This is a genomic window from Xanthomonas sp. WHRI 1810A, assembly GCF_040202885.1.
Lineage (GTDB): Bacteria > Pseudomonadota > Gammaproteobacteria > Pseudomonadales > Pseudomonadaceae > Aquipseudomonas.
In genome coordinates this window covers 242,485-263,049 of the sequence record NZ_JBEGED010000008.1, presented here as the reverse complement: position 1 = coordinate 263,049, position 20,565 = coordinate 242,485, and the positions used below count along the sequence as shown (strand labels likewise).

General features: G+C 62.5%; 20 protein-coding genes. 11 read left to right on the top strand and 9 right to left on the bottom strand.

Features of this window, described 5'->3' with window-relative positions:
- Positions 1 to 3: 3 nt before the first annotated feature.
- The 5 genes from ABQX22_RS14545 to ABQX22_RS14525 all read right to left on the bottom strand — a co-directional run bounded on the left by ABQX22_RS14545 (position 4) and on the right by ABQX22_RS14525 (position 3,799).
- Positions 4 to 855, bottom strand: a complete 852-nt coding sequence (locus ABQX22_RS14545; protein ID WP_349800554.1) for an STAS domain-containing protein — start codon at positions 853 to 855, stop codon at positions 4 to 6.
- Between the two features lie 358 nt (positions 856 to 1,213).
- Positions 1,214 to 1,696, bottom strand: coding sequence for a hemerythrin domain-containing protein (locus ABQX22_RS14540; RefSeq protein WP_349800553.1), 483 nt, complete (start codon positions 1,694 to 1,696; stop codon positions 1,214 to 1,216).
- Positions 1,697 to 1,880: 184 nt separating this feature from the next.
- On the bottom strand, positions 1,881 to 2,444 hold the full coding sequence (locus ABQX22_RS14535) for a hypothetical protein (protein ID WP_349800552.1): 564 nt from the start codon (positions 2,442 to 2,444) through the stop codon (positions 1,881 to 1,883).
- A 90-nt stretch (positions 2,445 to 2,534) separates the two neighbouring features.
- Positions 2,535 to 2,831, bottom strand: a complete 297-nt coding sequence (locus ABQX22_RS14530; protein WP_349800551.1) for a hypothetical protein — start codon at positions 2,829 to 2,831, stop codon at positions 2,535 to 2,537.
- 110 nt (positions 2,832 to 2,941) lie between these two features.
- Positions 2,942 to 3,799 carry a glucose 1-dehydrogenase gene (locus ABQX22_RS14525; protein ID WP_349800550.1) on the bottom strand — a complete coding sequence of 286 codons (858 nt, stop codon included), beginning with the start codon at positions 3,797 to 3,799 and terminating at the stop codon, positions 2,942 to 2,944.
- Between the two features lie 577 nt (positions 3,800 to 4,376).
- On the opposite strand from ABQX22_RS14525, the gene ABQX22_RS14520 reads away from it, so the two are divergent.
- Together ABQX22_RS14520 and ABQX22_RS14515 are read left to right on the top strand one after the other, a co-directional pair.
- The gene (locus ABQX22_RS14520; RefSeq protein WP_349800549.1) at positions 4,377 to 6,092 is read left to right on the top strand and encodes an amidase; all 1,716 of its coding nucleotides are present in this window, start codon (positions 4,377 to 4,379) and stop codon (positions 6,090 to 6,092) included.
- Positions 6,093 to 6,239: 147 nt separating this feature from the next.
- Complete coding sequence (locus ABQX22_RS14515; protein WP_349800548.1) at positions 6,240 to 7,007, top strand: MOSC domain-containing protein; 768 nt, start codon at positions 6,240 to 6,242, stop codon at positions 7,005 to 7,007.
- A gap of 111 nt (positions 7,008 to 7,118) precedes the next feature.
- On the opposite strand, the gene ABQX22_RS14510 is transcribed toward ABQX22_RS14515, so the two are convergent.
- From ABQX22_RS14510 to ABQX22_RS14500, 3 genes are all read right to left on the bottom strand, one after another.
- Positions 7,119 to 8,258 (bottom strand): glutathione-independent formaldehyde dehydrogenase, encoded by a 1,140-nt coding sequence (locus ABQX22_RS14510; RefSeq protein ID WP_349800547.1) that lies wholly within the window; start codon positions 8,256 to 8,258, stop codon positions 7,119 to 7,121.
- A 179-nt stretch (positions 8,259 to 8,437) separates the two neighbouring features.
- A complete protein-coding gene (locus ABQX22_RS14505; RefSeq protein ID WP_349800546.1) occupies positions 8,438 to 9,625 on the bottom strand; it encodes an MFS transporter in 1,188 nt (395 codons plus the stop codon).
- 1,041 nt (positions 9,626 to 10,666) lie between these two features.
- Positions 10,667 to 11,788, bottom strand: a complete 1,122-nt coding sequence (locus ABQX22_RS14500) for a DUF1615 domain-containing protein (protein ID WP_349800569.1) — start codon at positions 11,786 to 11,788, stop codon at positions 10,667 to 10,669.
- A gap of 129 nt (positions 11,789 to 11,917) precedes the next feature.
- Here ABQX22_RS14500 and ABQX22_RS14495 point away from each other — a divergent pair, with 129 nt between their 5' ends.
- From ABQX22_RS14495 to ABQX22_RS14460, 8 genes are all read left to right on the top strand, one after another.
- A complete protein-coding gene (locus ABQX22_RS14495; RefSeq protein ID WP_349800545.1) occupies positions 11,918 to 12,472 on the top strand; it encodes a cysteine hydrolase family protein in 555 nt (184 codons plus the stop codon).
- A gap of 457 nt (positions 12,473 to 12,929) precedes the next feature.
- The gene (locus ABQX22_RS14490) at positions 12,930 to 14,336 is read left to right on the top strand and encodes a sodium:solute symporter family protein (RefSeq protein WP_349800544.1); all 1,407 of its coding nucleotides are present in this window, start codon (positions 12,930 to 12,932) and stop codon (positions 14,334 to 14,336) included.
- A gap of 71 nt (positions 14,337 to 14,407) precedes the next feature.
- Positions 14,408 to 15,361 carry a 2-hydroxyacid dehydrogenase gene (locus tag ABQX22_RS14485; protein ID WP_349800543.1) on the top strand — a complete coding sequence of 318 codons (954 nt, stop codon included), beginning with the start codon at positions 14,408 to 14,410 and terminating at the stop codon, positions 15,359 to 15,361.
- Positions 15,362 to 15,521: 160 nt separating this feature from the next.
- A complete protein-coding gene (locus ABQX22_RS14480) occupies positions 15,522 to 16,166 on the top strand; it encodes an HAD family hydrolase (RefSeq protein ID WP_349800542.1) in 645 nt (214 codons plus the stop codon).
- 219 nt (positions 16,167 to 16,385) lie between these two features.
- Positions 16,386 to 17,606: a putative DNA modification/repair radical SAM protein gene (locus ABQX22_RS14475; RefSeq protein WP_349800541.1), complete on the top strand. Its 1,221-nt coding sequence runs from the start codon at positions 16,386 to 16,388 to the stop codon at positions 17,604 to 17,606.
- 7 nt (positions 17,607 to 17,613) lie between these two features.
- Positions 17,614 to 18,498, top strand: a complete 885-nt coding sequence (locus ABQX22_RS14470; RefSeq protein WP_349800540.1) for a TIGR03915 family putative DNA repair protein — start codon at positions 17,614 to 17,616, stop codon at positions 18,496 to 18,498.
- Positions 18,499 to 19,040: 542 nt separating this feature from the next.
- On the top strand, positions 19,041 to 19,370 hold the full coding sequence (locus ABQX22_RS14465; protein WP_349800539.1) for a hypothetical protein: 330 nt from the start codon (positions 19,041 to 19,043) through the stop codon (positions 19,368 to 19,370).
- 129 nt (positions 19,371 to 19,499) lie between these two features.
- The gene (locus ABQX22_RS14460) at positions 19,500 to 19,805 is read left to right on the top strand and encodes a DUF6482 family protein (protein WP_349800538.1); all 306 of its coding nucleotides are present in this window, start codon (positions 19,500 to 19,502) and stop codon (positions 19,803 to 19,805) included.
- 66 nt (positions 19,806 to 19,871) lie between these two features.
- On the opposite strand, the gene ABQX22_RS14455 is transcribed toward ABQX22_RS14460, so the two are convergent.
- A complete protein-coding gene (locus ABQX22_RS14455) occupies positions 19,872 to 20,069 on the bottom strand; it encodes a DUF6021 family protein (protein WP_349800537.1) in 198 nt (65 codons plus the stop codon).
- 229 nt (positions 20,070 to 20,298) lie between these two features.
- Between ABQX22_RS14455 and ABQX22_RS14450 the strand changes: the two genes are divergently transcribed.
- Positions 20,299 to 20,562, top strand: a complete 264-nt coding sequence (locus ABQX22_RS14450) for a hypothetical protein (protein ID WP_349800536.1) — start codon at positions 20,299 to 20,301, stop codon at positions 20,560 to 20,562.
- Positions 20,563 to 20,565: the final 3 nt, after the last annotated feature.

The window sequence follows — 20,565 nt, the reverse complement described above, 5'->3', positions numbered from 1 at the left end:
GGCTTACACCGCCTTGCTGACGGTGACGCCCAGGCGACGCAAGGCCAGGGCCAGCGCGTCGGCCAGGTTGGCTTTGGTGACCACGCCCTGCAAATCCAGGCCCAGGTGAACGATGGTCTGGGCAATCTGCGGACGGACGCCGCTGATGATGCAATCGGCGCCCATCAAGCGGATGGCGGTCACGGTTTTCAGCAAGTGCTGGGCCACCAGGGTGTCCACGGTCGGTACGCCGGTGATGTCAATGATGGCGATTTCCGAACCGGTGTCGACGATGCGCTGCAGCAAGGATTCCATGACCACCTGGGTGCGCTGGGAGTCCAGGGTGCCGATCATCGGCAGCGCCAGCACGCCATCCCACAGCTTGACCACCGGGGTCGACAGCTCCAGCAGTTCTTCCTGCTGACGCTTGATCACTGCTTCACGGGATTTCTGGAAGGTGCGGATGGTGTGCATGCCGAGGGCGTCGAGCAATTGGGAGATTTCCCACAATTGTTCAGCCAGCAGCGACGGCTCGGTGCCGAATTCGTTTTGCAGCATGGTGAACAGCGGACCCTTCAACGAGAAGATGAAGTTGGCGGTCTGCTGGGAATCCTGGCCGACGATGGCCCGGTTGTGCGAGAGCTTTTCCAGAAACTGGCGGGTTTCGTCCCATTCCGGGGACGTGATGTTCAGGGAGCCGCCTTTTTCGGCGACGCTGGTCATCAACCGCAGGAAATCAGCGGTTTGTTGTTTGAGTTCTTCAGCCTTGAGGTTGCGCGTCGCGCCACTCTGTTCCAGATCGGCCAGCCATTGGCTGGTCAGTTGTGCATCGCTGGTTTTCAATGCATTCACGGTGCGCTGTTGCAGTACTGCCATGTGACTGAGCTCCTGATGCCTCCGGTTTCGACGTATCCATGCGACGGCATCGACTGAAGAAGGCTGACAAGGTGAGAGGTGGGCGGCTGAGTATATGAGTCTGTCTCGCGCTGTGCGAGAGATCCGATGCTCAAAGCGCGCGGATTTGATGCGCACTGTTAGCGTCGGCCAGCGATAGTGTCAACGTAACATCAGCCAACCGCAATCGTTCCAAATGCGCCGCGTCGTCCCTGCCCCGCAAGCCTGGCACTAACAGCCCTGAGCCCAACGCCCCGGAGAAGCCCGTCGTAGACGCATGCAAAGGCCCGGACGGTCACCCGTCCGGGCCTTCGAAACAACATGGGCCGCCGTAAATCGATCAAGCAGCTTTCATCGACAGGCTTTTTTTCATGTCGGCTTTCATGTCGGCTCGCATGGCTTCCATTTGCACGCCCAGCTCGTCGAGCTTGTCCTTGCCCAGCAATTCGAGGGCCTGAGGGAACATTTCTTCCTCTTCCTCCTCGATGTGGTGCTCAAGCAGTTCTTTGACCACTTTGACGCGGCCGGAAAATTCCGGGGTGCCTGGATCGGTTTGCTTGAGGTCGGGAAGCACCAGCGCGTCAACGGTGCGGTGCTCTTCCTTGGCTTCGTAATACATGACGTCCTGTTCCTTGCCGCCGGCTTCTTTGAACGCCGGGTACAAAATTTCTTCTTCCAGCTGGGTATGGATGGTGATCTCCATTTCCAGCTTGGCCAGCAGCTCAACGCGCTTCTTGAGGGCGCGATCGGTGGATTCACTGAGCTGGGACAGGATGTCTTTGACGCGGACGTGGTCTTGGGTCAGCAGGTCGATGGCATTCATTATGGTTATTCCTCTGGTTCACGGTTGTATACCCGAGGAACATTGCAGAGAGCTTGCCAACTTTGACTCCACTTTCTTTGTTATATAAAACAAAGCGTTATCAGAAGAGCAATTCAGACACAGCGTGCAAACTGCATGAATGGACGGCGGCATCGTGCAGCGTGCCAGCTTTGATTTGGTTCAATCAAAACGCCGAATCGGTGACCTGCGCGTAGATCGAGAAGGCACCCAGCAAAAACCAGAAACCGCTGAACAGCCAAGGCGTGCGCATGGAGAACATCAACGACTTGCGATAGCCCTTTTCCGAGGATTCGTGCTCGCTGAACAGCGGCGAATCGTCGTAGGCCATCCCCATCGCCGGGGAGCTGTGCAGCAACTGGCTTTGCTTGAAGTGCCAGTGATCGATGATCTCGTACGCGGCGCGGATACCCGGCCAGGCGTGCATCGAGCAGATCAGCCCGAGCAGGGTCAGAAACGGCGGGACCACCAGCGTGAACAGCTTGCCCCATTCCGGATTCATATTGGCCATGGACGACGCAAACGCGATCACCAGAAACGATTGCGCGGACAGGTAGGCGTTGGTGCGGTTGGACAGGATGGCGGTTTCGTACTGGATTTCCCGGCGATAGAAATCCAGGCGGTCCTTGGGGGAGCCGAACAGCATGGCTTCGGCCGCTTCGGTCTGGGCGTTGCTTTGCGGGGTGCCGGCTTTGTCGGGCGGGATCGGGGTGGTGATGATGTCGGACACTACAGAACTCACGTTTCTTAGGCAGGTTTTCAAAATGCAAAGAGCCGCAGGGGTTTCCCTACGGCTCTGTGCAATCAACTCAGGCGTTGCTTAGCGCATCTCGTCCGACAGCGGCGTCGGCGCATTGGCCCCAGGCGTCGCGGCGGTGGGCGGCTCGTCCCAGTCGACCGGACGCGCGTGGGACTCGGTGCCGGCGCTGGCCGGTGGCTCGTCCCAGTCAGCCGGACGGGCCTGATCCTGTTGTTCGTGGATCAGCTTTTCTTCCAGCGCCTGGTTTTCTTCGATGTCTTCATCGTCCATCGCGTCCGGATCAAGATCGCTTTCGACCGGCGTGGTAGGCGGCACGCTGGTGGGAAGAATGGCAGGGTTTGCAGGGTCGACTGACATACGCACCTCAGGATCGGGAAGACCGGACAGTCCGGGCATTAGGCAGGTTGGAGGGCCAAACCGGGCCAGTGGTGCCCTTGACAGGACAAACGGTCAAGGGCACGACTCGCTTACAGGATCGGCGTGCCGCCGGTGACGCCGATGCGCACACCGGAGATGTAGCTGGCTTCATCGCTGGCCAGCAGCACATACAGCGGCGCCAGTTCGGCAGGCTGGCCCGGGCGGCCCAGAGGCGTTTCGGCACCGAAACTCTTGATGTCGTCTTCGGTCATGGTGGCGACGATCAACGGCGTCCAGATCGGGCCGGGTGCGACGCTATTGACCCGAATGTTCTTCTCGCCCAACAGCTGCGCCAGCCCGGCGCTGAAGTTGGCGATCGCGCCTTTGGTGGTCGCGTACGGCACCAGGGTCGGCTTGGGTTTGTCCGAATTGATGGAGCTGGTGTTGATGATCGAGCTGCCTTCGGGCATGTGCTTGATCGCGGCCTTGCAGATGCGAAAGATGGCCGTGATGTTGATGTCGAAGGTGCGCAGCCATTCTTCGTCTTCCACCTCTTCCAGGGACGGGTGCGACATCTGGAACGCGGCGTTGTTGACCAGCACGTCGATCCGGCCGAAGCGCTCGACCGCCTGATCGACGATGCTCAGGCATTGGTCCTTTTGCGCGATGTCGCCGGGGATCAACAGGCACTGACGGCCGGCTTTCTCCACCCACTGCGCGGTGGCCTTGGCGTCTTCGTGCTCATCGAGGTAAGAGATCACCACGTCCGCGCCTTCCCGGGCAAACGCAATGGCCACCGCACGGCCGATGCCACTGTCGGCCCCGGTGATGACCGCCACCTTGCCGTCCAGCCGGCCGTGTCCGACATAGCTTTCTTCGCCGCAATCGGGCACCGGGTCCATCAGCGACTGCTGGCCGGGGACGGGTTGCTTCTGCACGGGAAACGGCGGGAATGGATAAGACTTCATGGGTGTTCTCCAGTCAGTGGATGGATGATGTGTTGTTGCGACCGGTGCAGGATTGGAGGGGTTCAAGGCAATTGCGTGAATGGTGTGGGTCGGCAGAACTGGACGTTGCCGTCGGGCCACGCCGTGTCTGCCCGGAGGGTGAAGCAGACGACGTTCAGCTTGGCTTTTGATTCTGGCCGCAGGCCGTGGCAGCGCAGCTTGTCTCTGGGCCGCAGTCGGACGATGGGGTGCGCGGCGGCCCTTAAACCATTCACCCGAGGTGTGTCAGGCATACCGCATCCGCAGGGTTTGCTGCCGCTTCGCGCCAGATCGCGGGCAAGCCTCGCTCCCACGCCTTCGGCAGAAGCATTTCTGCAGTGATCGTTCCGCACGCTCCGCGTGGGAATGCCGTGGATGACGCTCTGCGTCAAGGGAACAGCCTGTCCGGCGCCGCTGAATGTTGCGAAGTGCGTCATGTTCGGATGTACTTAGCGCCCTGCGCTGTCAGCGCCTGTCCATCCGGCTGATGACCCGTCGGGTGTCGACGTTACCCGCGCTGAGCAAACCCTTTTTTTCACGAACACACCAGGTAATACGAATGATCGAGGTCACAGAGGTGTCCATCGCCGCACTGCGTACCGCGCTTGAGTCCGGGCAGACCACCGCCGTTGAACTGGTGCAGGCTTATCTGGCACGCATTGACGCCTACGACGGGCTGGAAACACCGACCGCGCTCAACGCTGTCGTGGTGCGTAACCCGCAGGCGCTTGAAGAGGCCCGGGCGTCCGATCGGCGCAGGGCGCAGGGCGAGACGCTCGGCCCGCTCGACGGCATTCCCTACACCGCCAAGGACAGCTATCTGGTCAAAGGCCTCACCGCCGCCTCCGGCAGCCCGGCCTTCGCCACCCTCGTCGCTCAGCGCGACGCCTTCACCATCGGCCGGCTCCGGGCAGCCGGGGCAATTTGCCTGGGCAAGACCAACATGCCGCCCATGGCCAACGGCGGGATGCAGCGCGGTGTCTATGGCCGCGCGGAAAGCCCGTACAACGCCGACTTCCTCACGGCGCCCTTCGCGTCCGGCTCATCCAACGGTGCCGGGACTGCCACCGCCGCCAGCTTCGCGGCGTTCGGCATGGCCGAGGAAACCTGGTCCAGCGGTCGCGGCCCCGCATCCAACAATGGCTTGTGCGCCTACACCCCGTCCCGGGGCGTGATTTCGGTGCGCGGCAACTGGCCGTTGACGCCGACCATGGACGTGGTGGTGCCCTACGCCCGAACCATGGCCGACTTGCTCGAAGTGCTCGATGTGATCGTCGCCGAAGACCCCGACCCGCGCGGCGATCTGTGGCGGCTGCAGCCCTGGGTGCCGATCCCGAGCGTGACGTCGGTACGCCCCGCCGCCTACGCCGACCTGGCCGAAGGCAGCCAGGCGTTGGCCGGCAAGCGCTTCGGCGTGCCGCGCATGTACATCAACGCCGACCCCGACGCCGGTACCTCAGAGAAACCCGGCATCGGCGGTCCCACCGGCCAACGCATCGTCACCCGCGCCTCGGTCGTCGCGCTGTGGCAACAGGCGCGCCAGGCCCTTGAAGCCGCTGGCGCAGAAGTCGTCGAGGTGGATTTCCCGCTGGTCTCCAACTGCGAAGGCGACCGTCCTGGCGCCCCCACCGTGTTCACCCGCGGCTTCGTGTCCAGGGAATTCCTGCATCATGAACTGTGGGATTTGTCCGCCTGGGCGTTCGATGACTTCCTGCGGGCCAACGACGATCCGGCGCTTAACCGCCTGGCCGACGTCGACGGACCGCAGATTTTCCCCCACGACCCCGGCACCCTGCCCAACCGTGAAGACGATCTGGGCGCCGGCATGGACGAGTACGTGCGCATGGCCGAACGCGGCATCACGCCGTGGGACCAGATCCCGACCCTGCCGGACGGCCTTCGCGGACTGGAGCACACGCGCCAAGTGGACCTGGAAGACTGGATGGACGGCCTGGGCCTGGACGCGGTGCTGTTCCCCACCGTGGCGGACGTGGGCCCGGCGGATGCCGATGTCAATCCGCAATCTGCCGACATCGCCTGGAGCAACGGCGTGTGGGTGGCCAACGGCAACCTTGCGATTCGCCACCTGGGCGTGCCGACGGTGACCGTGCCCATGGGCGTGATGGCGGACATCGGCATGCCGGTGGGGCTGACCTTTGCCGGGCGGGCTTACGACGACTCGAACCTGCTGCGCTTCTGCTCGGCGTTCGAATCCCTTGGCACGCAACGACTGGTCCCGCCCCGCACGCCACCGCTGGCCGGCGGCAAGCACTAGGGGCAACCAACGCTCAGCCCATGGATGCCGGGCTGAGCCGACGTTGGGTATACGCCAGATCACGTATGTCCAACGTGCCCCGCCTGCCTGAAACTGTCGGCCACTTCGGTGGCTCGGCCACACCCATCACAGAACGAGGAGCGCGCTGTGTCTTCAATCGAACATCTTTACCGTTATCCGGTGAAAGGCTTCTCGGCAGAACCCCTCGACTCGGTGGCCCTGAGCGCCGGCCAGGGCATGCCACTGGACCGGAAATTTGCCATCACCAACGGGCGGTGGGCGTTCGAAGCCCAGGGCTATGCACCGCGCCCGAAGACCGACTTTCTGGTGCTGGTCAAATTCGAACAGCTGGCGGAATACCGCACCCGCTACGATGAATCCACCCACGTGTTTTCGGTCACCGGCAAAGACGGCGTCACCCACCCTTTCAGCTTCGCTTCGCAGCCTGATCGCGAAGCGCTGGCCCGCCTGTTCGCCGAACGACTGGCACTGACCGAAACGCCGCAATTGGTGGAAGTCGAAGGCATCCGGTTCACCGACGTCAGCGTCATGTCGACGCCCATGATGAATTCCATTTCTCTCATCAACTTGACCTCCGTGGAAGCGCTGCAAGCGGACATGGGCGTGCCGGTGGACCCGCTGCGGTTTCGGGCGAACGTTTATTTTCGGACGGGGACGCCCTGGGAGGAACTGGAGTGGGTGGGCCGTGAGGTGAGCGTGGGCACGGCGAGGGGAAAAATCGTACTGAGGACACGGCGCTGCGTGGCGACCAACGTCGATCCGGTGACGGCGCAGCGAGACCTGTCGATCCCACAAACCCTGGTCAAAAAGTACGGCCACCCGGACATGGGCGTCTACGTCGAAATCACCGACGGCGGTCAGGTCGCGGTCGGGGACGCCGTCACGCTTCTCTGACGTCTCAACGCGTGAGGGCTGGCTCCCCTTTTAAAAGCAGCCAGCCCTCGCTGCATCAACCCGGCGGGTGCTCAAGAAACGCTGCGCCCCTCGAACACCCGACCGTCTGCGTTACGCCGCAGGTTTGAGAATCACCTTGGTCCAGCCTTCTTCACGGGCGTCGAAGTGCTTGTAGGCATCCGGCCCGTCAGCCAGGGAAAGGCGGTGGGACACGATCTGCGATGGCTTGGCGCGGTCATGATGAATCAGCTCGGCCAGGCGGCGGTTGTAGGCTTTGACGTTTGCCTGCCCGGTGCGGATCTGCTGGCCCTTGAACCAGAAGGCGCCGAAATCGAAGGCCATCTTGCCCTCTTTGGCCAGCTCGTTTTTCGCGCCAGGATCTTCCGGCACGAACACGCCCACGACACCGATCCCGCCTGTGGCTTTGGTCGAGGCCACCAGGTTGTTCATGGTCAGGTGGTTGGCTTCATGGCCGTGTTTGTCGCAGCACTGATAACCCACGCATTCGCAGCCGCGGTCGGTGCCCTTGCCATGGGTCAGGTTGAGGATCTGATCAACCGCCTCTTGCTCCAGGGAATTGATCGGCGTGGCGCCCATTTTGGCGGCCAGCTTCAAACGGTCAGGATGGTTGTCGACCACGAACACCTGCGACGCGCCCTTGATCATGGCCGAGTGCGCCGCCATCAAGCCAACCGGGCCGGCGCCGTAGATGGCGATGCTTTCGCCCGGCAGCAGGCCGGCCAGTTCGGTGGCGTGCCAGCCGGTAGGGAAGATGTCCGACAGCATCACGTAATCTTCTTCTTTTTCCTGCGCGCCTTCAGGCAGGAGCAGGCAGTTGAAGTCGGCGTAAGGCACGCGCAACAGTTCGGCCTGACCACCCTGATAGGCACCCATCTCGGCGAAACCGTAGGCTGCACCGGCGGTGCCGGGGTTGGTGATCAGGCAAAAGGCGGTCAGGCCCTTCTCGCAGTTTTCGCAGAAGCCGCAGCCGATGTTGAACGGCAGGCAGACCCGGTCGCCCACCTTGATCCGGTCGACGCCTGCGCCGACCTCAATCACTTCGCCGAGGTTTTCGTGGCCAAATACCCGCCCGGTTTCCATGGAGGTACGGCCTTCGTACATGTGCAGGTCGGAGCCGCAGATGTTGGTCGAAGTGACACGGATGATCGCGTCGGTTGGTTTTTCAATTCGGGCATCGGGCACGTTCTGCACACTGACGTCACGTGGCCCGTTATAGACGATTGCTTTCATGAAAAAATCTCCGGTTCTAGCGTCGAAAGAATCATTCGTCCGCTTGCCGGGTATTGGTCCGCACCGGAACACATTCGATCAACGGAATGTGTGAACGACTGACGAACGGTCATTCGAAAGCCGCGACCTAGAGCCCCTGAATCGCCTCAATCGGACGCAAGGCAAGGGTCTGCGCAAGCTCATTCGCTGGTAGCCATTTGGGCGGCGGTGTGTCGCGCCGCCAGTGGTCGGACCAGGCTGAGCAGGCCCAGCAGCGCCATCCCGGCGCCCACCCACAGCGGCGCTCGCAACCCGAAACCGGCATCGATGGCCGAACCGCCTGCCCAACTGCCCAGCGCCAGGCCGGCGGTGATCACCGAGGTGTGCAACGTGTTCACCAGCGCGCCGGGCTCGGCGGCTTTCATCACCCGGGCGACCATCGCAGGGTTCAGCGCCACGCCCGTCAGGCCGATGGCGATGAAGCAGCCCAGGTTCAGCCACAGCCGGTCTCCGGCCAGCGCGAATCCCGCCAGGGCCAGCACCAGCAGGGCCAGACCGAAGCCCAGAACCGAAAGCGTATGACGGTCGGCCAGGCGGCCCACCACCATGTTGCCCAGCAGATTTGCCACGCCGTACAACGCCAGCAGCGGCGCGACATGGCCGGGCGCGACACCGACCTCCTGGATCAGGATCGGCGTGCAATAGCTGAACGCGGCGAACGTCGCGCCGATGATCAGTCCGCTGGTGAGGTACGCGGCCCACAGGCTGCGATTGTTCAAGGTGAGCCACTGCTGGCCCAGCGCCGGTTCACTCACCGCTTTGCCCGAAGGCAGACGCGTCGCGGCCAGCACGGTGCAGATCAAGGCCAGCACCACCACCAGCCAGGCGCTGGCACGCCAGCCGAAATGCTGTTCCACCCAGGCGGTCAACGGCACCCCGGCCACCGGCGATAACATCAGTCCGGCCAGCACCACCGACACCGCCCTGCCCCGGGCATCGGGTGCGACCAGCCCGGCGCAGATCGTCATGCACAAGCCGATGCAGGCGGCACTGGACACGCCCATCAGCACCCGCGCCAGCACCAGCACGCCGTAGCTCGGCGCCGCCGCCGCCAACACCGCGGCCACCACATAAAACGCCAGCAGCCCGACCAATGCGTGCTTGTTGCTGAACCCTCGGGCCAGCAGCAGCACGGTAACCGGCGGCCCGCCCAAGGCCATGCCCAGCGCGTAATAGGCAATGAGATTGCCCACCTGGGCCAGGCTCACCGAAAACGCATCGGCCAGCGCCGGCATGATCCCGGCGACCATGAATTCGGCGGTGACCAACGAAAAGATCGTCGCCCCCAGCAGGTAGACGGTGGGCGGCAGGGTTGAACGGCGGGTCATGGGCATCTCGGGCAGAAAAAAAGAGGCGACACCCTAACACCGCTGACGGCATGAGGGTTTGGCCGGTCACCGCGACGCAGATCGCGGTTGCCTTTGATTCTGGCCGTAGGCCGTGGGAGCGCAGCTTGCTCGCGATTGGCTGCGCAGCAGTCATAAAACCGTCTATCGAGGTGCGTCAGGTCGACCGCATCCGCAGGGTTTACTGCCGCTTCGCGCCAGATCGCGGGCAAGCCTCGCTCCCACGCCTTCGGCAGAAGCGGGAGCTCGGTGGCCTTTGATTCTGGCCGAAGGCCGTGGGAGCGAGGCTCGCCCGCGATTGGCTGCGTAGCAGTCATGAAATCATTTGCCTGAGGCGTGTCAGGTCGACCGCATTCGCAGGTCTTACTGCCGCTGCGCGCCAGATCGCGGGCAAGCCACGCTCCTACGCCTTCGGCAGAAGCGGGAGCGCGGTGGCCTTTGATTCTGGCCGAAGGCCGTGGGAGCGAGGCTTGCCCGCGATTGGCTGCGCAGCAGTCATAAACCGTCTATCGAGGTGTGTCAGGTGAAACCGCATGGGCAGGTTTTGCTGCCGCTGCGCGCCAGATCGCGGGCAAGCCACGCTCCCACGCCCTTCGGGCAGAAGCGGCAGCGCGGTGGCCTTTGATTCTGGCCGTAGGCCATGGGAGCGCAGCTCGCCCGCGATTGGCTGCGTAGCAGTCATAAACCGTCTATCGAGGTGTGTCAGGTGAAACCGTATGGGCAGGTTTTGCTGCCGCTGCGCGCCAGATCGCGGGCAAGCCACGCGCCTACGCCTTCGGCAGAAGCGGGAGCGCGGTGGCCTTTGATTCTGACCGTAGGTCGTGGAGCGAGGCTTGCTCGCGATGGGGTGCGCAGCGGCCCTCAAACCATTCACCCGAGGTGTGCCAGGCAAACCGCATCGGCAGGTCTTGCTGCCGCTTCGCGCCAGATCGCGGGGCAAGCCTCGCTCCTACGCCTTCGGCATAAGCGGATCGACGTGCGGCTCCGCGTCACCGGGCGCCGTGATGGCTGATGCCCAACTGACTATTTCAACGCACCGGACGCCCGCGCCATGCACCTGGCGCGGCGGTCGTCTACGCGTTGGGCGAACCAGGCGGTGGTGAGCTTGCGGGTGATTTTCGGGCTTTCCAGCACGATGCCGGGGAGGATCGCCCGGGGGACCGGTTTGCCAGCGGCTTTGTCGGCCAGGGCAAAGACGTCCCGATACAGATCGGTCTCTTCAAACTCCAGGGTCTCGCCCTTCTCCAGCTGGCTGCGAATGGTGGTGTTGCGCATGTCCAGCTGACGGTGCAACGAGCGCACGGCCAATTCCGTCGCGCCGAGGGACGGCGTGAATCCGTAACTGATCAGGTCGCCGTCCAGCGCCAGCCGGGTGCCGGTCAACTGGCTCACCGCACTCTGGAACGCGGCGTTGCGGCTGGCGTACCAGCCAGCGTTGAAGTCCGCGAAACGGTAGATCGGCTGGGTGTAACTGACCGGATAGCCCAACAGGTGCGCGATGCCGAAGTACATCCCGCCGCGACGGGTGAACACTTCGTGGCGAATCGTGCCTTCCACCGTGTAGGGATAATCCTGGGCATGGCGTTCAGCGAATTCGATGCTGACCTGCATCGGGCCTGCGGTGTGGACCGGGTTGAAGTTGCCGAACAGCACCTTGCCCATGGGCACCATCCCGATGAAATCATCGAATATCGCGCTCAAATCCTTTTCCGTGCGCGCCGCGTTCAGGCGTTCGCTGTAGGTCTTGCCGCCGGGCGAGCGAATGTCCAGCGCCGAGCGCACCAGCAGGCTGGGGACGTGCACCCTGGCGGCGCGGCGGTCGATCTCGTCCCGGGCGATCTTGCCCATGCCGGGCACAGCGGGGTCGACTTGGTAATTGGATTCCTGCTCCGCGACGGCCAGCACCGAACACAGGTTTTCGACACTGGGGTCGAGGTCCTGGGCGTTGAACGCCGCGTAGATGTCGGTCGCCCAGCCCGGCCGGTCGGACACGCTGGCGGGCAGCAAACGGACGATTTCCGCGCGCACGACTTCAGGCGGTGGCGGCGGTGGCCGTTTGGGCTGGGAACTGCAGGCGGCCAGCAGTGCTGTCAGCAGCACCAAAGAAACGGCAGGCACGTGCCGCAAGGCGTGGGTCGGTCGCATGAAATACATGGGTTCTCAAAAGGTCGGTGCGAATGGGCCATGTTGACCTGTCCAAGGATCAGATGATTCAGACAGCGTGAGGTGCGTCTATCATCCCATTCCCGCCATCACCTCATCGAGGCAGCAGACATGTCCAGACAAGCGCTCATCGTAGTCGATATCCAGAACGACTACTTCCCCGCCGGCAAGTGGCCGCTGGTGGGTATCGAAGCCGCGGCCGACAACGCCGCACGGATCATCCAGGCCACCCGCGACGCCGACGGGCTGGTGGTCCATGTGCGGCATGAATTCACCGCCGACAACCCGCCGTTCTTCGCGCCGGGCTCCGAGGGCGCGAAGCTGCACCCCAAGGTCATCAACCGCTCGGAAGAGCCGGTGGTGCTCAAGCATTTCGTCAACGCGTTTCGCGACACCGAACTCAAGGCGCTGCTTGATCAGCACGACGTCGACCAACTGGTGATCGTCGGCGCCATGAGCCACATGTGCATCGACGGCATCAGCCGGGCCGCTGCGGATTTGGGCTACACCGTCACGGTGGTGCACGACGCCTGTGCCTCGCGCGATCTGGAATTCAACGGTGTCACGGTGCCCGCAGCCCAGGCCCATGCCGCGTTCATGGCGGCGCTGGCGTTCGCGTATGCGAGCGTGGTGTCGACCGAGGAATACCTGGCAGGCGCCGTGTAGGACGGCGCGTCAACACCCGTCATGCCCAAGGGCCAAAATTGTCTGCAAACGTTGCAAGCCATGGACAAATGGCCCTTGAACAATAATGCCGTGGGTGTAGGATGCCCTTAGTTGTACGACGACGTATAACGCCAGCTTCGTATTGTGTTGCCCTTTCAACGTAAATAACGAGCCTCTAATAAGAATGAATCCACACACACGCACCCCCACTCCGCCCGTCTATCCCCTGGCATTATGGCCAGAGCCCCCACCTTCCTCGCTTCGACATCGGCTGCTGTCGCCCAGGCATTAGTCGCCGGCATGAGCGTGCGCGGACATCTGTCGGCTATCTGTTTTGGCGCTGTCGTCATACGACACACCACACAGTGTGCGATGAATGCCGTTTGAAGCCGCGCAACCCCTTGCGCGCAGTTCCCTACCCAAGACCTGACCCTGAACACGGGTGACGGAGAGCGACATGGACTTAAGAATAACAATCATCCTTTGCCTGACCGTGGGCTACTTCGCTGTGATGTCGTACATCGGCTACAGCGTGCGCAAACACGCCAACAGCAGTGACGGTTTCACCGGCGGCGGCCGCAGTTTCCCGCCGTTTCTGATTGGCGCCCTGCTGCTCTCGGAATTCATCGGCAGTTCGGTGAGCATCGGCACCGCGCAAAAGGGCTTCGAGGCCGGCATCTCCGCCGCCTGGAACCTGGTGGCGCTGTCCCTGGGCTTTTTGCTGCTGGGCATCTTCCTGGCCAAGAAGTACCGCGAGACCGGGCTCAATACGATCTCCGGGATTCTGGCGCAGAACTATGGCCAGGGCGTGCGCTACGCCGCGTCGATCCTGACCATCTGCGCCCTGAGCATCGTCTCGGTAGCGCTGTATGCCAGCGGCGGCGCAGTGCTGGCGGCGGTCCTGAACATCGACAAGACCCTGGCCATCCTGATGGTCGGCGTGATCACGGTGTTCTACGTCAGCCTCGGCGGCATGCGCTCGGTGGTCTACACCAACTTCGTGCACGCGGTCGTCAAGTACATCGGCATCGCCCTGGCCCTGGCCTTCGCCCTGAAAGCCAGCGGCGGCATCGCCAACCTGCAGGCTAATCTGCCGGAGAAGATGTTCGACCTGACCGGTGTGGGCTGGGGCCAGATCTTCGCGTGGATGATCGGCGGCGTGGGTTCGATCTTCGCCACCCAGTACGTGATTCAGGCGCTGGTCAGCACCAAGGATGAGAAAACCGCCAAGCGCGCGTGCTTCTACGTGTCGTCGCTGATGATTCCGTTCGGTCTGATGGCCGCGCTGATCGGCATGTGCAGCGCCTTCCTGTACCCCGGCATCAAGTCCATCGACGCCTTCCCCGCGCTGATCGCGCACATGCCGACCTTCTCCGCCAGCCTGGTGGTGATCGGCCTGGCCGGCGCGCTGTTCGGCGGCATCTCGGCCAACACCCTGGCCTCGGCGACGCTGGCGATGAAGGACTTCTACGACCCGTTCTTCAACAAGGAAAAGAGCGACCGCAAGTCGGTGATCTTCATCCGTCTGGCGATCATGGTCATTGGCTTCCTGCCGCTGATCCTGGCGCTGTACGCCGACAAGATTCTGCTGATCGCCTTCTTGGGCAAGGCCCTGCGCGCCACCCTCGCGGTGATCGTGCTGCTGTGCTTCTACGCGCCGAGATTCGGCACTGGACGTGGCGCCCTGGCCGGTGTGATTCTGTCGGTCATCTCGACCATCGGCTGGTTCCTGGCGGGCAACCCTTACGGCATCGACAGCTCGTACTTCGCGCTGTTCTCGCCGATGCTGACCATGGCCGTGTCGGAGCTGTTCAAATCACGCGGTGGTGACATTCCGCAACCGGCGCTGAACAAGAACGTCTGAGCCCGCTCAGCAGGCGGCTCATAGAAAGCGCGGCATCGGCCTGTGATGCCGCGCGATGAAAGGAGAAACACATGTCCGACAAGAAAGGCGACGTACTGGTCTGGGGCCCGATGCACGCCTCGTTGACCGAAAACCTGAATCGCGATTTCACCGTGCACAACCGCTGGGAAATCCAGGACCTGGACGCCTGGGCCGCAAGCCACGGCGACAAGGTACGCGGCGTGATCACCAGCGGCGTCTACGGTGCGGACAACGCGCTGCTGGACAAACTGCCCCATCTGGAAGTCATCAGCAGTTTCGGCGTCGGCTATGACGCAGTGGACGCCGACTACCTCGCCCAACGCGGGATCAAGCTGAGCAACACTCCGGACGTGCTGAACAACGCAGTGGCCGAGACCGCCATGGCGTTGATGCTGTGCGTCTCGCGCAAGATCAGCCAGGCCGAGCGCTTCGTGCGTGCAGGCCAATGGGCATCGGGCAAATTCCCGCTGGGCAACGACCTGTCGGGCAAGACCTGCGGCATCGTCGGCCTGGGCAAGATCGGCAAGACCATCGCCAAGCGCGCGGAGGCGTTCGACATGAACATCGCGTACTTCCGTCGTGGCCAGGCGTATCCGGACGTGTCCTACACCCATTTCGCCGATTTGCAGGCGCTGGCCAAGGCGTCGGACTACCTGATCGTCATCGTCCCGGGCGGCCCGGACACCCAGCACCTGATCAACCGTGACGTGCTGAAAGCGCTGGGGGCCAAGTCCTACCTGATCAACGTCGCCCGCGGTTCGGTGGTGGATGAGCAGGCACTGGTGGCGTCGCTGCTGGAAAAAGAAATCGCCGGGGCGGGTCTCGACGTGTTCGAAGACGAACCCAACGTGCCCGCCGAACTCTTGACCCTGGACAGCGTGGTGCTGACCCCGCACATCGGCAGCGGCACCGTCGAAACCCGTCAGGCCATGGCTGACCTGGTGTTCAGCAACATCAGCCGCTACTTCGATCAAGGCTCGCTGGTCACGCCCGTCGACCTGTAACCGTTACCCGCTTACCCTCGACAGACAGGTCCTGCAGGTGCGCCCTCAGGACCTTTCCCACCCGACCGCCGATCATCTCCTACGCGCACCTGCCAACTTTTCTGGATAATGCCGGTCCATACGGCCCTGAACCTGATCACGTGAACCGGGAGAATCCTGCTTGAATATTGCTGGCGTCATCTTCGATTGCGACGGAACACTGGTAGACAGCGAACGTCTGGCGGCAGGCTTGCTGCGCGACGTTCTTCTTGAGCACGGTGTCTCGATGAGCGTCGACGAGGTGCTGAGGCGTTTTCGCGGCGTGCAGTTTGCGCTGTGCCTGGAAGGCTTGGGCGCGGACTACCCGTCTCTCCCCACCGAGGAAGTCGAACGCACGTTCCGAAGCCGTACCTTGCCGCTGCTGCGGGAAAAGCTCGAAGAAATGCCCGGCGCCGTGGACTTCGTGCGCGGGCTGGCGCTGCCCAAATGCGTCGCGTCCAACGGCCCGCGCAGCAAGATCGAAACCTGCCTGAGCACCGTGGGCCTGCTGGACGTGTTTCACGGGCTGATCGTCAGCGCCTATGAAGTCAAATCCTGGAAGCCCTCCCCGATCCTGATCCAGACCGCCGCCCAGTTGCTGGGCCTGCCAGCGCGTCAATGCCTGCTGGTGGAAGACAGCGTGCCCGGCGTCATGGCCGGTCTGAGCGCCGGTGCCCAGGTGGCGGGTTACGGCGACACCGATTTTTCCGAGTTTCATGATCACGCCGATTTTCACCGGGTGAAGGATTTCGGTGAGTTGAAAACATTGGTTCAGCGGATGAGCTGACGGCTCGGACCTGTTGGAGCGAGGCTTGCCCGCGAAGCTTTTACTGATGTTCGATCGTCTTCGCCAAGGCTGGCCCCTTCGCGGGCAAGCCTCGCTCCAACAAATGTGCGTGAGTTGCCGGGGCCGTTCATCGCATGCCGGGCCCTGCACCAAAAACCCCCTTGTGACCCCGAACGCAACCCGATACTGTACATAAAACCAGTATCCGGATGTGTCCCCATGCAGTTGATCGACAAGCTGAGCATTCTCGCCGATGCCGCCAAGTACGACGCCTCCTGCGCCAGCAGCGCCGCGCCCAAGCGCAGTTCCGAGGGCAAGTCCGGGCTGGGCTCCAGTAACGGCATGGGCATCTGCCACAGCTACACGCCGGACGGGCGTTGCGTCTCGCTGCTGAAAATCCTGCTCACCAATTTCTGCCTCTACGACTGCCAGTACTGCGTCAACCGGCGCTCCAGCGACGTGCCCCGCGCGCGCTTCAGCCCTGAGGAAGTGGTCACCCTGACCCTGGACTTCTACAAGCGCAATTGCGTCAGCGGCCTGTTCCTCAGCTCCGGCATCATCCGCTCCGCTGACTACACCATGGAGCAGCTGATCCGGGTCGCCAAGTTGCTGCGCGAAGAGCATGAGTTCCGGGGCTACATCCACCTCAAGACCATCCCCGAAGCCGACCCGCTGCTCATCGAAGAAGCCGGTCGCTACGCCGATCGCCTGAGCGTAAACATCGAGCTGCCCACCAGCCTGAGCCTGCAGACCCTGGCGCCGGAAAAGGAAATGGGCTCGATCAAACAGGCCATGCAGACCATCTACACCGGCCAGCAGACCGTGCTCAACGAACCGAATGCCCCGCGCTTTACCCCGGCCGGGCAGAGCACGCAAATGATCGTCGGCGCCGATGACACCGACGACAGCACCATCCTGCACAGTGCCGAAGCGTTGTATGGCGATTTCCGCCTCAAGCGCGTGTATTACTCGGCGTTCAGCCCGATCCCCAACAGCCCGAAGAGCGTGCCGCTGGCCGCCCCGCCGCTGATGCGCGAACACCGTTTGTACCAGGCCGATTTCCTGCTGCGCAGTTACGGCTACAAGGCCGACGAGCTGCTCAAGGGGCCCGGCGATCTGGCGCTGGACATCGACCCCAAGCTGGCCTGGGCGCTGGACAACCGCGAGATGTTTCCGCTGGACCTGAACCGTGCGGAGCCGGCGATGATCGCGCGTATTCCGGGGATCGGCATCCGTACCACCAAGCGTCTGGTGGAGTTGCGCCGGCAGCGGCGTATCCGCTACGAAGACCTGACCCGCCTGCGCTGCGTGCTGGCCAAGGCGCGGCCATTCATCATCACCAGCGATTACCACCCGCGTCAGGCCGACACCACCAGCCTGCTGCTGCGCGAGCAAATGCGCGACCGGCCGCAACCGCAGCAATTGGGACTGTGGGGATAAAGCGCCGATGATCAGCCTCGACTGCAATGACCTGTTCGACACCTGGCGGGCCCAGGCGCGCTGGTTGCTCAGCCATCAGATCGATCCGGCGCAGGTGAGCTGGAGCGTCCCGGATGACGCCGACCTGTTCGCCAGCGACAGCCACTATCCCGAGCAGCCGGGGCCGTTCCAGGCGCGCATCCCGCTGGCCTTGCTGGACCTGCTGAAAAACGCGGCGCAGTACCGTGGCGAGCAGCGCTGGAGTTTGCTGTACGAAGTGTTGTGGCGGGTCAGCCACGGGGACCGCACGGCGATGCTGGCCGGGGACAAACTGGGCAGCGAGCTGCATCGGCGGCTTAAGCAGGTCAGCCGTGAATCCCATCACCTACACGCGTTCCTGCGTTTTGTCGCCCTGCCCCAGGACCCCAACGCCGAAGACGAACTGGCCAAGGCTGCGTTACTCGACACGCCCAACCTGCCGCAATACGTGGCGTGGCACGAACCGGCCCACGACATCCTGCACACCGCCAGCGAGCACTTCATCGGGCGCATGGGCCGGCACCGCTGGATGATCGCCTCTCCCCAGGACGGCGTGTATTACGACGGGCAGCAGTTGATCCATCGCCGGCAGTGCCCCGACACCTGGCGCCAGTTGGCGAAAAATGCCGACGATCCTTACGGCCAGCTGTGGCTGACCTACTACAGCCACATCTTCAACCCCGCGCGGTTGAACCCCAAGGTGATGCAAGGCCACCTGCCCGCGCGCTTCTGGAAAAACCTCCCCGAAGGCCCGTTGATCCCGGCATTGATCAGCGAGGCACGCACCGGCAAACAGCGCGACGGCCAGGCCAGCCAGATCGCCGCGCGGCCGGGCAAGCAGATTCGTGGCGAGAAACAAGGCAAGACCCTGTAGGCCCCCGAAATCGCCGAACCCCCCGTATCCCGTGACTTTCCGGTCAGCAATGGACCTTCGCGTGCCAACTTGAAAATTTATGTAGTGCCTTAAAATAATCACTACATAACGGTTGACGAAGCTTTTTTTCGCTTGCATAGTTCAACCGTCTCCCCGATCGGGAGCGCTGGTAAACCCAGTGTGAGCAGGTTCGACGAGCCCTCGAACCTTGACTGAAAGGCCCTGCCCACAAGGCAGATTGACGAAGCTGAACCGGCATGATCGTCCAACCGGGATCGAGCAGCTGGCGAAACGTCCTCATGACACTTGTGGCCGACCCCATCAGTCGCCTGTGTCTTCATGACGTCCGCTACTTCCCTCCCCTCCGGTTTCGACCTTCTGCGTAGTCACCCCTCGTCAGCACTACATCCGTGTGCCATGGCCGGTTTCGTGTACCCACGAGACTCGTCTGCCGGTACCGGAGAGCACCCCATCAACGATTGATTCACCTAAACGCTTGAACTCACCCGACGGATAACCTGCGGTCAAAGGAGTAACACAACATGAACCTGAACAATCAACCCACCATTGATCAACTGGCTCAACTGTTCGCAGCGCGCAAGGACTCCCTCGACAGCCATATCCTGTGGATTTGTGAAAAAGGTGACGTGCACATGGACGGACTGGGCGCCTGCACCGAGGAGCAGCAATTCGTCAAGGATCACCCGCACATGCGCGCTCGCCTGAAGATGTACCGCAAGGGTCAGGGCTATGTCGGCAAGAAAGCCGCTGCCGACAAGGACTTCCTCGGCCGGGTGCTTCAGACCCTGAGCAGCGAGTGGGGCGCCGCGCAGCGCGAACCGGGTGTTCGGGTCATCGACAAGCTGTGCTGACAGGCCTTACCGTCCAGCAATCCTGTTGAACTCACAGGCGTTGAGTGCTTCAGAAACAAGGCCTGCGAGGAATCTTCTCGCACGCCCTCCTGAACATTCAGCGCCCTGCGGGGCGATCAAGGTGCTGTCATGGATTTGAAAAAGCTTGAACAACATATCAAGGCCGGTGAAGTCGAGGACTTGAACCTCATGTCCATCGAAGGCGGGTCCTACGTCATTCACGCGCAAATGAACGGCCAGTCCCACGCCGTCAACAGCCCCAACGGCGAAGTGCTGCACGTGGCGTCCGTCGATGAAGCTCGCAAGTGTCTGTCAGGGGTGCCGGAAGTGCCGCTGTTTATCGTGCATCCGGTGGTGTACGACGAAATGGTGGGGCAGTCCACCCACGATCCTTTGAGTGCCCGCGAGCCGATTCCTTTCCGCTCCTCGCTTTAGTCGAAACAGCCCCGGCGGCGCGTCTTGAATCGCCGCCTGCAGGGCTGCTCCCCAGGTTTGAGCTGATTACTCTTTGGTGTCGTACGGCGGGTATTGTTGGTCTTTTACGCGCTTGTCATCCTGGATGTTTTCGCCGCTTTCCGGTGCAGTGGCCGGGCCGACCGGATCAACCTGCGGATCGGCCACGTCCGGCGAGTCCGGGTCGAAACCCAGATCGTCCTTGGCCTTCTCAGTGCTGCGCGGGTCATTGGGGGTGGCATTCATGGCGCATCTCCTTGGCTGTCGATAACGGATACCCATCTGAAGCTGCACGCCGGCAGAAGTGCAGCCGGACCGATGAATGGGTCTGCCCCGGCCCTTTTCGCCTTGCTGGCGCTTCAAAGCTAGACGCCAGAGCACTCGCGCTCCGCTAAACCTTTTGCCCGCACTGTCGATACACCGACTGAAGATTCCGGCTATGCCGGGCACGATCAGATGAAGGACAGGCACCCCCATGGACACTATTTTTCTGTTGGTTGAACACGGCCGCGAACAAGGCGAGGTGTATGTCCTCGGCTGGTTTGATGACGAAAAAACAGCGAAGGACACCGCTGAAGCGATGGAATGGAAAACCTATCGCGAAGCGATCAAGCGCCAGGGCCAATGGTCCAGCCAGGGTCCGCTTTCCCCGGCGGAAACCGTGCACCGGCGGTTCTGGGTCAAGCACATCGCCAAGTTCGGTCACACTTTCACGCAGAAATCCGCCGCCGTGCATTGAGCT